Annotated in this window: 11 protein-coding genes; 6 read left to right on the top strand and 5 right to left on the bottom strand. The window is 42.0% G+C overall.

All coding sequences use genetic code 11. The features are described from left to right. Positions 1-12: 12 nt before the first annotated feature. Positions 13-201: a hypothetical protein gene (locus LK453_RS09105; RefSeq protein ID WP_007395229.1), complete on the bottom strand. Its 189-nt coding sequence runs from the start codon at positions 199-201 to the stop codon at positions 13-15. A gap of 347 nt (positions 202-548) precedes the next feature. On the opposite strand from LK453_RS09105, the gene LK453_RS09100 reads away from it, so the two are divergent. The 3 genes from LK453_RS09100 to LK453_RS09090 all read left to right on the top strand — a co-directional run bounded on the left by LK453_RS09100 (position 549) and on the right by LK453_RS09090 (position 7,199). Next, positions 549-2,435: a DUF389 domain-containing protein gene (locus LK453_RS09100; RefSeq protein WP_201537382.1), complete on the top strand. Its 1,887-nt coding sequence runs from the start codon at positions 549-551 to the stop codon at positions 2,433-2,435. A gap of 327 nt (positions 2,436-2,762) precedes the next feature. Continuing rightward, complete coding sequence (gene alaS / locus LK453_RS09095) at positions 2,763-5,480, top strand: alanine--tRNA ligase (protein ID WP_007395231.1); 2,718 nt, start codon at positions 2,763-2,765, stop codon at positions 5,478-5,480. A gap of 435 nt (positions 5,481-5,915) precedes the next feature. Next, the gene (locus LK453_RS09090) at positions 5,916-7,199 is read left to right on the top strand and encodes an aspartate kinase (protein WP_201541642.1); all 1,284 of its coding nucleotides are present in this window, start codon (positions 5,916-5,918) and stop codon (positions 7,197-7,199) included. Positions 7,200-7,544: 345 nt separating this feature from the next. Here the strand turns inward: LK453_RS09090 and LK453_RS09085 are convergent. Then, positions 7,545-8,710, bottom strand: a protein-coding gene (locus LK453_RS09085) for an IS3-like element ISPpy1 family transposase (protein WP_227945133.1) whose coding sequence is annotated in 2 segments (ribosomal slippage) — positions 7,545-8,437 and positions 8,437-8,710 — 1,167 coding nt in all. Because the reading frame shifts where the segments join, the coding sequence is not laid out codon by codon here. Positions 8,711-9,079: 369 nt separating this feature from the next. On the opposite strand from LK453_RS09085, the gene csrA reads away from it, so the two are divergent. Continuing rightward, positions 9,080-9,325 carry a carbon storage regulator CsrA gene (gene csrA, locus LK453_RS09080; RefSeq protein WP_007395234.1) on the top strand — a complete coding sequence of 82 codons (246 nt, stop codon included), beginning with the start codon at positions 9,080-9,082 and terminating at the stop codon, positions 9,323-9,325. Between the two features lie 112 nt (positions 9,326-9,437). Next, on the top strand, positions 9,438-9,812 hold the full coding sequence (locus LK453_RS09075; protein WP_007395235.1) for a HopJ type III effector protein: 375 nt from the start codon (positions 9,438-9,440) through the stop codon (positions 9,810-9,812). Positions 9,813-9,899: 87 nt separating this feature from the next. On the opposite strand, the gene LK453_RS09070 is transcribed toward LK453_RS09075, so the two are convergent. Next, the gene (locus tag LK453_RS09070; protein ID WP_044298341.1) at positions 9,900-10,205 is read right to left on the bottom strand and encodes a YeaC family protein; all 306 of its coding nucleotides are present in this window, start codon (positions 10,203-10,205) and stop codon (positions 9,900-9,902) included. A 73-nt stretch (positions 10,206-10,278) separates the two neighbouring features. Beyond that, entirely contained in the window at positions 10,279-11,298 is a 1,020-nt protein-coding gene (locus LK453_RS09065) for an NAD(+) kinase (RefSeq protein ID WP_007395237.1), read from the bottom strand. Positions 11,299-11,954: 656 nt separating this feature from the next. Between LK453_RS09065 and LK453_RS09060 the strand changes: the two genes are divergently transcribed. After that, positions 11,955-12,677: a Bax inhibitor-1/YccA family protein gene (locus LK453_RS09060; protein ID WP_007395238.1), complete on the top strand. Its 723-nt coding sequence runs from the start codon at positions 11,955-11,957 to the stop codon at positions 12,675-12,677. Between the two features lie 145 nt (positions 12,678-12,822). Here LK453_RS09060 and LK453_RS09055 read toward each other — a convergent pair whose 3' ends face one another. Continuing rightward, complete coding sequence (locus LK453_RS09055; protein ID WP_201537379.1) at positions 12,823-15,741, bottom strand: heavy metal translocating P-type ATPase; 2,919 nt, start codon at positions 15,739-15,741, stop codon at positions 12,823-12,825. Positions 15,742-15,819 lie beyond the last annotated feature (78 nt).

The raw sequence follows: 15,819 nt of genomic DNA, 5'->3' as shown, positions 1-15,819 counted from the left end.
ATTTTATGCGACTTATTTTATGCGGCTTAGTTTCTTAGTAACGGTAATAGCGATTGGAATGGCCACTAATGCACCTACCACAGCGGTGCTGATAATATGAGGGATATCATCAAACCCTACCACTAAAGCAGTAATCATAAATACACCGATAAGTACAGTTGCGGCCATACCCCATATCATGCTCAATAATTGCCAGTTCATGTCCAATACCTCACCTTAAAAAATGATTATTAGTTAACGATTCATTATTAATAATACAGTTATACACCAAATCCACATTTTTGATAAGGTTTTTCGCTAAAATTTTCGTGGTTTGACAGGTCTCCCTAATTTAGCGACCTTTATTACTCGAAATGTTATAATCTAAAGTGATGCTGTTTGCTTATTCATAATGATAAGTACCAAAAATGACAACTATAATAACTTTAATCTATCTATTAATTATTAACTAGATTTAAGCAATTTTTCTTATTGAACCCTTCTATTTTTTATCATTGATTTTCATAGGCATTTGCTTTTTATACATTGTTTCTCATAAAGGTCGTTCAATGTCGCAAGATTCTTACATTCCAGCCCCTTACTTTCAGTTTGTCACCAATGCAGCAAATTTTGACTTAACTAAGTCTCTGTATGAGGCAGTACCTAACAAAAAAGTTCACCGTCATTGCCCCTTTATCATCATAGAGGCGGATTATATTAATAAGCCACTAATGGATGTGGCAGTGGCTACACTTGAGACAGACTCATCCGATTTATCAGCTACCTCTGAAGCAAAAGCCAATGATTCGCAGACAGTGAATACCATGCCCTCCTCAGATGACAGTGAGCTGCCGGAAAACCAGATAACTTTGGAAAATATAGAGTCTCAATCCGGCATCAAGCCCAATGCCGCCAAGGCTGAAAAAACCGTCAACGAAACTATTAAAGAAAGCGAAGCATTATCAGAACAAGAAAAACAGCGCTTAGATTATTTGGCTCAGCAAGAAGCAAATCCTGTCAATCTTCATGAGTATCTACAGAAAACCGAAGAACCTGCCAACGCAGAAGTTTCTGCAAGCGACTCAACTGATATCAATGCAACAGACAGAAATACGGATGACAGCAGATCTAAAGATGCCCTTGCAGACCAATCATCAGCAATATTAGACTTTAAAGAACTGCCGACTGTGGAGGAATTATCGCCCTCTGATTACCAAACTGACTCTGATACCGCCAATGAAGTAGCTGAAGTCAGTCTTGATGATGCAGACACAGATACTGATACTGATAAGAAAAAAAGTAGAAGACATAAAAAGGAAAAGGAAGAAGAACCACTGACAGAAGAAGAGCAGCTAAAAATCAAAAAAGAGGCACAACTCGAATCTTATAAACAGTTTTTGGCTGAGCAAAAAAACAAAGTAGCTATCGACTATCCAGGCGTTCGGGTAGATATCGAGGCCAATGCTTTACCAAGCCGAATGTATTTTATTATGAACGCATTATCGGCGATTATTGCCAGTTACGGACTGGTGGTAAACTCTGCAGCAGTCGTTATTGGCGCTATGCTGGTAGCAATGATGTTAGGGCCTATTAGTGGAGCCGCCTTGGCCATCATTGACTACCGGGCGCCTCTATTACGCAAGTCATTACTCACTGTCTTAGCCGGTGCAACGATGGTGATGCTTATTGGCTTCATTATCGGATATATACATCAAGACTCGCCGCTTACCAATGAAATACTGTCGCGTACCCAGCCCACTTCAATGGACTTAATGATTGCTCTAGCCGGCGGTACGGCAGGCGCTTATGCCATGATTTCACCGCAGCTATCTGTCGCTGTTGTCGGGGTTGCTGTTGCTACCGCGTTAGTACCGCCTTTGGCTGCCAGTGGTATTTTATTTGCTCACGGTGAGGGCTCGTTAGGCTTAGGCGCTTTACTTTTGGCCGTTACCAACATTATTGCCATTCAATTTACCAACGCCTTAGTGTTATGGTCTTCAGGGTTTAGACGACTGGTCGAAGATGACTATAAAAGCAGCCCGATGGTGGCATTTTTTCGCCGAAATGCGGTGCCTTTGTTATTGCTAGCAGGGATAGGCGTCTATTTAACCTATAACTTTAATACCATTACCAAAAAGCAAAAGTTTGAAAATGAAGTCAAGGAAAGCGTCAATGATTATTTCATTGATAAAGGCAATGCCTTGACCAACACTCAGTTTGTACCCAGAGAAGATTATCAAACGGTCAGAGCGGTCATACGCGGCGAAACTCGGCCTTCATCTTCGGATGCCCAATACTTAGAGCAGCAAATCAATATAAGAATTAAAGAAGAGTACCCAAAATATCAACCGGTACGTTTGCAACTCAGATATATCCCAGTGATTGTTATTGAGTCAAGCCCGTATCACAAAGATGAAATTGATAAAACAGATGCCGCTATCTTAGCCAATGAATAATTTTAGCTTATAAGCAGGCTTAGCTGATGAGAAACCTTAGCCAATAAAGGATATTAGACAGTATATAAGAGCCCATTAGTTTTATTAGCAGTAATTATATGGGCAGTAATTTTACGAATATGCTGTTTGTATACTGCTTGATATTGAGTCAATAGTCATGTTTTGGCTTTAAATATGCTAAACTTTGACGCTATTATTTATAGCAACGTCTTTGTAAGCACTCTATGTCTTATTTTGCGGCTGTAAAACTACTTTATCTGTATAAATCCCTTTATAATTTATCGTTAATAACCCTTTAGCTTAACCGCCATTCTTTAAGGAGTTCATGTGACTCAGTCTGCGCCCACTTCTACAAACTCAGTATCACCTACCACTCGCAAATTTTTAAGCACAGCTGAGCTGCGCAAAGCATTTATAGACTTCTTTGTCAGCAAGCAGCACACGCATGTGCCCTCGTCTAGCTTAGTGCCTTACAACGACCCAACCTTGTTGTTCACTAATGCCGGTATGAACCAATTTAAAGACTGCTTTTTGGGCATCGATAAACGCGATTACAGCCGTGCGGTTACCTCACAAAAATGTGTGCGTGCCGGCGGTAAACACAATGATTTGGATAACGTGGGTTACACCGCCCGTCACCATACTTTCTTTGAAATGTTGGGTAACTTCTCGTTTGGTGACTATTTCAAAAAATCTGCCATTGCTTATGCGTGGGAGTTTTTAACTTCAGCGGATTGGTTAGCTTTGGATGCCGACAAGTTATATGTCACTATCTATGAGACTGATGATGAGGCGTTTGATATCTGGCATAAAGATATCGGCCTGCCTGCTGAGCGTATTATCCGTATTGGCGATAATAAAGGCGCACCCTATGCGTCAGATAACTTCTGGGCCATGGGCGATACTGGCCCTTGTGGTCCTTGCTCAGAAGTTTTTTATGACCATGGCGCACACGTAGAAGGCGGCTTACCTGGTACGCCTGAAGAAGATGGTGACCGTTATATCGAAGTATGGAACTGTGTATTTATGCAGTTCAACCGTCAGCCAGATGGCACCATGGAGCCTCTACCAGCACCAAGCGTAGATACTGGCATGGGTCTTGAACGTATCAGCGCTATCTTACAAGGGGTACACAGCAACTATGAAATTGATTTATTCGTCAATTTAATCAATAGTGCTGCTGATCTATTAGGTATCAAAAACGAAGAGCAAGCTTCTTTAAAAGTTATCGCTGACCATATCCGTGCGGTAAGTTTTTTGATTGCTGATGGTGTATTGCCAAGTAATGAAGGCCGTGGTTATGTGCTACGTCGTATTATTCGCCGTGCCGTAAGACATGGTAATAAACTGGGTGCTGAAGACAGCTTCTTCTACAAAATGGTCGCTCCTTTGGTAGCAGAGATGGGTGAAGCTTACCCACAGCTGGTTGACAAACAAGCCTTTATCGAAGCAGCTATCGAAAAAGAAGAAGTACAATTTGCTAAGACACTTGCTCAAGGTCTACGTCTATTAGACAGCGAACTCAGTAGCTTAAAATCGGGTGATGTTTTATCCGGTGAAGCCGCCTTTAAGTTATATGACACTTATGGCTTCCCAGTGGATTTAACCGCTGACATCACTCGTGAGCGTGGTATTAGTATTGATGAAGCAGGCTTTGATGAGCAAATGAATATCCAACGTCAACGTGCTCGTGATGCGGGTAAATTTGATGTGGACTACTCTGCTGCTATTAAAGTAGATGCTCCTACTGAATTCGTTGGTTACGAAAAGTTAGACGACACTCAAGCCAATATCATTGGTCTTTACCAACAAGGTAAAGAAGTTGATGAGTTAAATGAAGGTGACGAAGGCGTCATCGTTTTAGACCGTACTCCTTTCTATGCTGAAGGCGGTGGTCAAGTTGGTGAAATGGGTGAAATCCGCACTAGCTCTGGCGTATTCAATGTAGAAGACACTAAGAAATCGGGCCAAGCCATTATTCATCATGGTGTGGTTAATATGGGTAGTCTAAAAACCAAACAGACTGCTGATGCTCAAGTAGTGTCTGCGATTCGCTCTGCCAGTGCCAGAAACCATTCTGCCACTCACTTATTGCATGCTGCCTTACGTAAGGTATTGGGCAATGAGGTATCTCAAAAAGGTTCTTTGGTGTCCAGTGAAGTGCTACGTTTTGACTTCTCATACGACCAAGCCGTGTCGCAAAAAGATTTGGCGACGATTGAACGTTTGGTTAATGAGCAGATTCAAGCCAACATTGAGACTCAGATTGAACTGATGAAAATTGATGAAGCGATGGCCAAGGGGGCAGCCGCTTTATTTGGTGAGAAATACGGTGAAACGGTTCGCGTATTGACCATGGGGACCACCGAAATTGAAGATGGCATTGAAAAACCGTTTTCTATCGAGCTTTGCGGTGGCCTACACGTGAAGCGTACCGGTGACATTGGCCTGTTCAAAATCACTTCAGAGTCTGGTATTGCCGCTGGTATTCGCCGTATTGAAGCTTTGACTGGTATGGGTGCTCTGCGTTATGTACAGCAAGCTGACAGTCAGTTAACTACCCTAGCCAATCAGCTTAAAGCAAAACGTCCTGAAGTGGCTGACCGTGTACAAACCATGGCCGATAAACTGCGTGAGCTAGAAAAAGAAATTGAGCGCTTAAATCAAAAGATGGCCAGTGCTCAAGCCGCTACGTTAGTCGACAATGTACAGACCATCGCTGATAAAAAAGTACTGATTGCTAAAGTTGCTGGTATTGATGGTAAAGCCATGCGCGGTCTAATCGATGACATGAAGTCTAAGCTTCAAGACACTATTATTGTGTTAGTGGGTGAAAAAGACGGTCAACTTGCGCTCGCCGCTTCAGTCAGTAAATCACTAACAGGCAACATTAAAGCGGGTGATATCATTCGTCATTTAGCCGAAGAGCTTGGTGGCAAAGGTGGTGGTAAACCTGACTATGCTCAAGGCGGTGCACCAAGCAGTGATAAATTAGAAGGCGTTATGGCGCAGTTGCCAACTTGGTTGGGCACTCAATTAGGCTAGAATGCTGTTTTAAAGTGGTTAAGCTTTAATATGCATAATTACTTAACTGGCCTAACTCACTGGACGTGCGCATAGCGCGTTCAGTGACGCGTCAAACCATTGCAATAAGTTTAGATATTTATAACTATTTACCATCATTAATTTGTCTCGCTTTCTTTGATGGTAACGTTCGGTTGTGTTATAAAGTACGTTTGTCTAAATAGTTTTGGGTTATTCCGTGAATTGATTGTTTGATCAATAGCGTTTACTGACACCTCTACGTTTTAGACAGTTTTAAATAAACCAAGGGATTACCGTTTTTTATTATTATTTTCTCTTACTGCGTATGCCATAGTGACTGTCTATAAAGATGACATCTCATTTAGCGGCATAAGTTTGGGCGATAGTAGTAGAGATAATGGTGAAAACCAAAACTTTCAATTCAAAGGGTTTCACATGACATTGATTGTACAAAAATATGGTGGTACGTCGATGGGCAGTATCGACCGTATCAAAAATGTTGCAAAGCGAGTCAAGCGCTGGCATGACCATGGACATCAAGTGATTGTTGTCGTATCAGCCATGAGCGGTGAGACTAACCGATTAATCGACCTTGCCAATCAAATTAGCAGCACACCAGATCCTCGTGAGTATGACCAAATGGTCTCTACAGGTGAACAGGTTTCTATTTCATTATTATCTATGGCTATCAAAGAGCTAGGCATTGGCGCCCGCTCTTTTACCGGTGGTCAAGTGGCCATTCACACCGATAATAAATACAATAAAGCACGTATTGCTTCTATTGATGATGAAAAGATTAGAGCTCAGCTTGATTTAGGCAATGTGGTGGTAGTAGCTGGCTTCCAAGGTATTGATGAAGAAGGCAATATTACTACGTTAGGTCGTGGTGGTTCAGACACTACGGGCGTGGCATTGGCTGCCGCTCTTGGCGCTGATGAGTGTCAAATTTACACTGATGTAGATGGGGTTTATACCACTGACCCACGGGTAACCGCCAAAGCCCGTAAACTTGATAAAATCACTTTTGAAGAAATGCTCGAAATGGCCAGTCTTGGTTCAAAAGTATTACAAATTCGTGCCGTCGAGTTTGCTGGTAAATACCAAGTACCTTTGAGAGTACTGTCTAGTTTTGACGAAGGTCAAGATGGCAGCTTTGATGAAGAATTCCGCCAGAATGTTGGCACACTGATTACAGTTGACGAAGGAGACGACATGGAACAGCCGGTCATTTCAGGTATCGCATTTAACAGAGACGAAGCAAAGATTGTGGTACGCGGTGTGCCGGATAATCCAGGCGTTGCCTCTTCTATCTTAACCCCGATTAGTGATGCTAATATCGAAATCGATATGATCTTGCAAAACTTATCAGATCAAGGTTTAACTGATTTTAGTTTCACTGTAAATCGTCCAGATTTTGAAAAGGCTATGAAAATTCTTGAAGGCATCAAGCAAGATATCGGTGCCAAAGAAATTCATGGTAACACTGACGTGGTGAAAGTGTCTTTAGTCGGTGTTGGTATGCGTTCACATGCGGGTGTTGCTAGTAAAATGTTCCAAGTATTGGCTGAAAATAACATCAACATTCAGATGATTTCTACCAGTGAAATCAAAATCTCAGTATTGATGAAAGAACAGCATTTAGAAAAAGCAGTTAAATCTTTACACACTGCATTCGGTCTAGATCGTGCTGATGGTGAAAGTAAAGTAGCGGGTCTTTAAGAACCAACTGTTTTTTATAACGCCTTTGACTCCACGGTAATGGCCATTACATTTAATGACTATTACTCGTGCTAGCAGCATAATGTGAAATAGCGCTTTTGTTGTATTTATCTTTAAATGCCCTGAACGTTATGGATATTCACATTAAATAACTGGTCTTTAGGTTGTCATATCTGATAAATTTTAAGAGTCCTAGTGACTCTTTTAATTTATCAGATTTAATTTATGTGGCGACTCTTTTAATTTTTATAATGTAATTAAAGTGAGTCAATGCGTTAAATATAGTGATTACTAATGACAGTAACAACATTAACTAAGGTACTCCCCAATGTCTAGACCAAATTATCATAAAATTAAGATAGAATTGGGTTGATAAAACGATTTATTATCCGAACTATTGTTAGCCAGATAAACCTGTGCAGGAGTATGGTAATCGAGCGACTGATGTAAACGCTCATGATTGTAAAACTCGAAATACTCTTTCAAACCTGCTCTTGCCTGACTGACTGTCTCAAACTGTCGCAAATACACGCATTCATACTTCACTGATCGCCAAAGCCTTTCCACAAAGATATTATCCAGTGCCCTACCGCGACCATCCATACTGATGGCAATACCCTGCTCAATGAGCGGTCTGGTAAATCTTGGGCTGGTAAACTGAGAGCCTTGATCCGTATTAAAAATCTCACAGCGTAACCCATTGTGCAGTAAGCTACTTACCGTATCAACGCAGAAATCCGCCTCAAGCGTGGTAGATAGCGACCAGTCTAGAACATAACGACTGTACCAATCTATCACCGCCATCAAATACACGAAGCCCTTGGCTAAGCGAATATAGGTGATATCAGTACTCCATACTTGATTACAACGGCTAATCGGTACATGCCTAAGCAAGTACGGGTAAACTTGATGCTCAGAGTTAGGCTTACTCGTGTTAGGATGCTGATAAATAGCGTCTAGCCCCATTTGCCGTAGTAAGCGCCTAACTCGATCTTCTCCCACTTGATAGCCTAGTTGCCTCAAATACGCTGTCATGCGTTTAACCCCATAAAATGGGGTCTTGGTGTACTGCTGGTCAAGCAGGTTCATCAGGGTAATATCAAGCTCGCTGATGGGCTTTGGCTGATAGTACAGACTTGAGCGGTTGATACTGAGTAATTCACATTGCTTACGAACACTAAAATCCTTGTTATCAGGTTCTAGCAGTTGTTTACGAGTGCTCAGGGTAGCTGTAAGGACTTTTTTTTAAGCCAGTCTCTTTCACTGATGACTTGCCCTAGCTGCCTATGTAGTTCATCGATAATAGCTTGCTGGGCTTGTTCGTTGGCTTGCTGTTTGGTATTGAATGCAGTAGGGATAACTGCCAAAGCCTGCTTTTTCCAGTTGCTGATTTGGGTTGCATGAACCCCATATTCTGCGGTTAACTCGTTGAGGGTTTTGTGTTCTTTGATGGCTTCAACGGCGACTTTGCTTTTAAATTCAGCATTGTGACGCTTACGTACTTTTGTCATTAGATAGACCTCTTTTTCTAAAGGTTATTCTATCTTATTTGCTACAATTTTTTGGTCTAGTTTTCCGGGAGTATTATAAACCCTTATAATGTTCTGTTCGAATATGGTCTATGCAGATGTATTTAAGAGAAAAATCAAGCTCTTAGGGCAAACACATCATTCATAGCAATGCTATTTTGAACACTATTATTCCCTTGGAAAGTGGGTTGTTCTGATATTTTAGTCTTCGGACTAAGTGAATAACTTCAAAGTAGTGTTGGACAATCAAGGTCGCCTATTTTAAAGGGCAAACTTAATGGGCAACATTATGACTATTTTATCATTTGGCATTTGCCAGTTTTTTCAATTGCGACATAAGGAGTGTGACGCATGTTAATTTTAACTCGCCGTGTGGGTGAAACTTTAATGATTGGTGACGAAGTAAGCGTCACTGTGTTGGGTGTAAAAGGCAACCAAGTTCGTATTGGTGTCAATGCGCCTAAAGATATTGCCGTCCATCGTGAAGAAATCTATCAACGTATTCAGCACGAACGTGCGATGCAGTCACAAATGCAGCACTTGGAACAAAGCAATTTTCCAACTTCATTTGATGATGATGACTTTTTCAACAGATAGCTGATCGTTTTACAGCATTATCTTATCGGCATCGTACTTAGGTCGTATGCTCTAAGAGACAACCGTAACATTAGCATCTAATAATTAGTTTTGATTTGATAATGAGGCCATTATGAGTATCCGACATTCTGACGTGTCTGCACTATTAAACGGATTAGACAAAAAAGCCATTGGCTTTAGTGATGTGATTAACTTTATCGATGATTTTTATCGTTATACCCCTGTTAAATTTATTAATGGGGACTTGGTTAATGAACCAGGTACCAATGAAGGCAGTGCAAAGATCTTTGGTTTTGCCAAACACCATGGTTTAAACCAGCTTGATACTTTAAAGCTCTTTGGTGAGCATTATCATTCTGTACTTGCCACCTCAAATGGGACTGATCACGCCAATATCCGTAACTTTTTACACTGGGGTTGGAGTGCGTTCTTAATGGAAGAAAATCCCTTAACACCGCGTCCAAACGTAGATGTAAAAAACATCTAGTTCACTTATCATTTGTAATCGGCCAAAAAAAAAGACTAACTTAAGTTAGTCTTTTTTTTGGCCAGAAAATAATTAAATGCTATTGAATTAACGAAACTTCACTGGCTGGATAGCGCCTTTAGGGTTGGGCATGTTTGGATAATGATGTTCATGTTCAACATCACATTCCTCTCCTACCACTGTACCGTCTTTTTTAACCGGCTTATGAATATAGCCCACGCGTTCTTGTGGCGGCAGATTTTCATGTTCCCATATCATCACTGCTTGAAGACAAGTTTCACGTTGCTCTGGCGTTAGCTTATTGCCATCAGGCCATTTGCCCAATTCAATGGCGGTCTTAAAAGAGGCCACTAGCTCAGGCGTCATAGCTGCCAATACTTCTTCTTTATTCATGTTATACCTCATATTTAGTATGACTGATATTTAGTGCTACTTATAGTTGAAACTAATAGAAACTAAAATCTCACTATTGGTCATCTTCACTATCTAAAGCAAATTCTTCAGCATGCACATTCCAATTAAGCTTAGTACGACACGCCTCGTAAAAATCAAATCCTGGAGGATGTAATAAGGTTAATTTGTCCGGATGCTTTCGAATATACAATCTTTGATGCTGCTCTAATGCCACACTAGGTTTGCCATCTGCACTGACCATAGGCTGAGTACGATTGTCCTCATGAATACGAATCATGATTTCACTTTTATCGCTGACCACAATGGGACGGCTCGACAACGTATGGGGATGCATCGGCACCAAACATATGGCATCTAAGCTTGGGTGAATAATAGGCCCGCCTCCAGACAAAGCATAGGCGGTAGACCCTGTCGGCGTCGCCACAATTAGACCATCACTGTGTTGGCGATAAACATCTAAGCCATCAATTTTGAGTTGAAAATCAATCATATGCACTGATTTACCGGCATGTAATACCACATCATTGAGGGCCATATCTTGATGTACAACCTCGCGGTCTTCACGGATTTCCATCATCAATAAAAACCTTTGATCGAGCTGATAATCGCCCATCAATACTTGACGTAACTTAACCCCCACCTCATCAGGATTCACATCAGTCAAAAACCCTAATCGGCCCCTATTGACCCCAAGTACAGGTACTCGGTAACGAGCCAATGCTTGTGCCGCATGCAGAATAGAACCATCTCCACCTACCACAATGACTAAGTCACAGACTTCACCAAGTAGGCTACGTTTCACTATCTGTAATTGATTTAGTTTTTCAAGCTCAAGATCAGGTAAAGACGCGGTATCCGAATCAACGTAGAGACTCAATCCCATTTCGTTAATCCGTTGCCCTATCTCATGAATAGTAGTAATAACCCCCCGTTTACGGGCGCGGCCCATTAAACCTATACGCCTAAAGGCGGGGTTTTTAATAGAATGAAAGTGGGTAGAATCTGATAGGTTAGGCAACTTATCAGACTGCGCGGAGCTTTCCATAGGCTTAAGCTTCAGTAAATGGGTCATTAAGATTGAGACTTTAGGTTATTCAAGATTTAAAAGACTTAGCAGTAAAGCATTTAGCCTTCAAACTACAGAATATTGTGTAACTTCGATATAGTGCTAATGCTAATCTAATAAGGATAAGCTGTGTATTCAGACAGTGCTTTTATAGAGTGTAAGCGTATCACATTATCTCATTTCCTGCATTACCCTATGGCCAAATTTGAGAGTCAGAAAATATAAAATTTGGCCTACTAAATCGTATATTGCAAGTTTCATACAGTTTAGCAAGCTTAGAGGCAAAGTTATGACTCGCATCTGCTGTTAGCACATTGAAATACAGATCTCTCGTAACCATTAAATAGGTAACTCTATTCATATTATTCACATTATTTATATTTACATCTTCAAGGTCGCGGAAACTGCAAGCACTTAACGTATTGAAGTCTCAACATACCTTTACCTAATTGATAGAAGTAAGTTATCATGACCGTTAACTATACCTATCCATTTAAGGCTGAGTTAAGTCAGATTTAGCTAAAATTAGTGATTAATAATTAACTAATCCCTGACTTAACTAATACCTAAAGTTTAAGTGGCTTAATTTTAGAAGTTTAGAGTTTATACAACTTGTGAATAATTATTGAATTAATAATTAAATACTAAAGGAACTAATTAATATGGCAAACCCAATTGTCAGTCGTACAGAACTTGCTGTTGGCGGCAAATCAATGACCGTTAAGGGCGTTGTGCATAAAACCAGCTTTTTGCTCGGTCTTAGCGCAATTGCTGCTTTAGGCTTTTTCTTCTTTGTTATCAGCGGTGGTATCAGTGGTGGTATGGCCCAAATGATTACCTTTGGCAGTATGTTTATTGCTTTTGGTTTGGCTCTATTCATCACCTTTAAACCTCAAAAAGCCAAAGCTTTGGCAGCCCCTTATGCAATCTTGGAAGGCTTGTTTTTAGGTGGTGTATCCCTTATGTTTATGGGTATTGACCCCAGTATTCCTGCTAATGCGCTAGCGGCAACTTTCGTTACTGCCGCAGTAATGTTAGGGCTTTACCGTTCAGGCATGATTAAGGTAAACGAGAAATTCCGCTCAATTATGATGTCAGCTATTTTTGCCATCCTGTTAATTTACATTATGCAGTGGGGCTTTGTGTTATTTGGCTCAAGCTTACCTTTCTTATTCCAAACTGGCGGTTTAGTGGCCATTGGCTTTAGCCTATTTGTGGTGGTGATCGCTTCATTTAGCTTGCTGCTTGATTTTGATAACGTTGAACGTGCAGTTGCTGCTGGTGTATCAGAAGACTATGAGTGGGTATTTGGTGTTGGTATTTTAGCCACTCTGGTTTGGATGTATTTCGAGTTTATGCGCTTGTTAAGCCATTTCAATGACTAATATTGATTCAGCTATACAACGCTATTTTCAATAATAAAAAGGGTCGCATTTGCGACCCTTTTTTTATGTCTATGATAAAAATACTGAGCATAAATTATTAGACTCGTTTTAGACCATTCTCGTTTTAGATTATACCCATTTCAGACTAGGCTCGTTTCAGTCGTAACGCATTTAATACCACGACCAATGAGCTTACTGACATCCCAATTGCCGCTAACCATGGCGGGACATAGCCGAAGGCTGCGGGTAGTAGCACTACAGTGTTGTAAGTTAATGCCCAGCGAAGGTTTTGCTTAATAATGTGCTGTGCTTTATCCGCTACCCGTTTAGCATCATATACGGCCGATACTTTGCCATTCAAGATGACGCTATCACTAGATACTTGTGCCAAATCAGCAGCGCCAGCAATAGCTGTAGAGATATTAGCGGCGGCTAATACTGGGGCATCATTAATGCCATCACCTACCATCATCACCACGTGCCCTTGTTGTTGCAACTGCTTAATGTGATTCACTTTATCGCTTGGCGAGAGGCCAAAGTGTACTTGGTTAACTCCTAACTCTTTGGCCACAGTTTGAGCGTGTTCACTTGGATCACCCGTTAATATGACAGTTTCAATATTTTGTGCTTGCAGCCCAGCAATCATCTCTGCCACCCCTTCTCTGACACTGTCATTAAAGTAGTATAAAGCCACAGGCTCCCATACCTCAGCCGTACTCTCAGAACCGACTGCATTAATACTAGGCGCACATCGGGTCAGCATAACTGCAGTACTGGCTTTATGCTTCTGCAGTTGTAGCGATACTTTATTGGCTGGGTTTTCTGCTACAGTTAAGCTTGAGCTCTTATCGTTTGAAGCGCTGTTTGAAGTATTGTTTAAAGCAAAGTCAACATGTCCCAAACGGTATTTATAACCGCCGCCAATGTCATTGACCACCGCCTCAACGCCACCTGCAGTATGGTGTGTCAGCTCCGAGACAGCGGGCAAATGCAGTTGATAAGCGGCATCTAATAAAGCAGTGGCAATCGGATGACGACTGCCCACTTCTAAGGCCGCTGCGATAGCCAATAAATCATCTTTATCTGATTTTTGAGCGGTTAATGCATCGATATAAAGAAGATTGGGCTTACCGTAGGTCAAGGTGCCTGTTTTATCAAATGCCACATGGGTAATTTCGGCCAAGGTCTGAATGGTATGACCGCGTGTGGTTAAGAAACCATAGCTTGCCAGCCTATTGGTCGAGACCGTCAAGGCAATCGGAGTGGCCAGAGACAACGCACAAGGACAAGTGGCTACCAGTACGGCGACTGTGGCCCAAAGCGCTTGTGAGGGATCGACAAAGTACCAGGCTACAAATACCACGACCGCCAATACTAAAATCCTAGCCACAAACCAGCGTGCCCATTTATCGGCTTGCTCAGCCACTTTTGGCTTTTCACTAAGAGCCCGATTCATTAAACGGTCGATAAGCGCAATTTGACTGTTCTCAGGTAACGCAGTTACTATCATCACAAAAGGTTGGCTGTCATTTTGCGAACCCCCAATAACCCTATCGCCTCTGTGTTTGACTATCAGCAGACTCTCACCAGTTAATAGGCTTTGGGATACCGTCGCCGTGTCACTACAAAGGATACCGTCAGCAACTACCTCACTGCCCGCCTCAATCATAATGACATCACCAATACTCAAGGTAGAAGCCGTCACCATTTCACTGTCACTGAGCGTAGTACTGTCTTTTACGTGATCTGCCCTGACTGCACTGTGGCTCTCTAATTGAGCCTGCTCGGATTGTTTGCTCCGCTTAGCAGAGTGAATAAGCGCCCCTAACTCGGCCAGTCTCTGTTGCTGCGTCTCAGTCAATACTAACGGATGCTCTGCGGTCTCAATTTTCTGTTCTACGGATTGTTGTGTTGTTTGGTTGGCTTGATCAATTTGTTGTACCAGCTGTGACTCAAACCCAATTCTTTGTACCAATGTCGGCTCTACCACTACCAAGTCATTGGCCATATTAGCGGCTTTCAGACGCGCATTGTGCTCGATATAACGCCCTGCCAATAAGAAAAATACAAACATACTGACTGAGTCATAATAAGTTTCACCATGACCGGAGACAGTGGCATATAGACTGGCAAAGAAAGTCACGATTAAAGCAATACTAACCGGCACATCCATATTGACTTGACGAATCTTAATCGCCGACCAAGCGGATGCAAAAAACGGGACCGCACAATAGAAAAAGACTGGCACACTAACAAATAGCGACACCCAGCGTAAGAAGTCACGCTGCTCTATCAACATACCGCTATAACTGGAGTATTTGCCAAAATACATCCCGACAGCAAACATCATGGCCTGCATAGCGCCCAAGGCGGCAATGCCTAGCCGAATCATCATTTGCTTATTGTTGCGTGCCAGCATCGCCTCATGAGTGTCTTGGCGATAGGGTTTCGCGTCATACCCTATCTGATTAATCGTAGCCAAAATATCACTAATCGGTAGCTTATCTTCTTCCCACACGACCCGCATGCGCTGATTGGTCAAATTAACTTGACATTTGTCTACCCCAGGTAGCTCATAAAGCCTAGTTTCAATTAACCAAGTACACGCAGCACAGCGTAAGTTACTGACTGAAAGCTCCGCTACCGACTTGCCATCAGCAGCGTACACAAACTGAGCTTGAATATCCTCGTGATCATAAGCCCTTAGACGCTCTAGCTCGGTCGGCATACTGGCGGTACGGTTAATCTCTGAGCGGTCTAAATAATATTGCTCAAGTCCCGCTTCCACGATACTTTCAGCCGCTAACTGACAGCCCATACAGCACATTAACCTGGACTCACCCAACACCTCAGCAGTAAACGGCGGTTCAGGCACAGGTTCACCGCAATGAAAGCAGCAGCCTTCAGGAGGCAGTATCAGATTGTTGAGGTCTTCTAAGTCATTAAATTGCGCTTGGTTTTTTTGTGCTATCGCAGACTCTGTACCAGAAGTCGTTTTGGAAAGAGGTGTGGCACCAGCGCTAGAATTTTCAGGCTGGCTAGAACTATTTTTAGGATGGGTCATAGCAGTATTCACAACAAATTGTCGCAGTAAAGATAGTGTCTATTGTATCAGGTCTGACCAACTAAAGACGGTTATATG

Source organism: Psychrobacter sanguinis, from assembly GCF_020736705.1.
GTDB classification, from domain to species: Bacteria; Pseudomonadota; Gammaproteobacteria; order Pseudomonadales; family Moraxellaceae; genus Psychrobacter; species Psychrobacter sanguinis.
The sequence above is the reverse complement of the archived record's forward strand: the minus strand, read 5'-3'. Positions and strand labels throughout refer to the sequence as shown.

Bases quoted from the DNA above. Each gene is read 5' to 3' on its own strand.
- LK453_RS09060 (WP_007395238.1), top strand. From the start codon at position 11,955: ATGGCAAACCCAATTGTCAGTCGTACAGAACTTGCTGTTGGCGGCAAA.
- LK453_RS09105 (WP_007395229.1), bottom strand. From the start codon at position 201: ATGAACTGGCAATTATTGAGCATGATATGGGGTATGGCCGCAACTGTA.
- LK453_RS09055 (WP_201537379.1), bottom strand. From the start codon at position 15,741: ATGACCCATCCTAAAAATAGTTCTAGCCAGCCTGAAAATTCTAGCGCT.
- LK453_RS09090 (WP_201541642.1), top strand. From the start codon at position 5,916: ATGACATTGATTGTACAAAAATATGGTGGTACGTCGATGGGCAGTATC.
- csrA (WP_007395234.1), top strand. From the start codon at position 9,080: ATGTTAATTTTAACTCGCCGTGTGGGTGAAACTTTAATGATTGGTGAC.
- LK453_RS09100 (WP_201537382.1), top strand. From the start codon at position 549: ATGTCGCAAGATTCTTACATTCCAGCCCCTTACTTTCAGTTTGTCACC.
- LK453_RS09075 (WP_007395235.1), top strand. From the start codon at position 9,438: ATGAGTATCCGACATTCTGACGTGTCTGCACTATTAAACGGATTAGAC.
- LK453_RS09065 (WP_007395237.1), bottom strand. From the start codon at position 11,298: ATGACCCATTTACTGAAGCTTAAGCCTATGGAAAGCTCCGCGCAGTCT.
- LK453_RS09070 (WP_044298341.1), bottom strand. From the start codon at position 10,205: ATGAATAAAGAAGAAGTATTGGCAGCTATGACGCCTGAGCTAGTGGCC.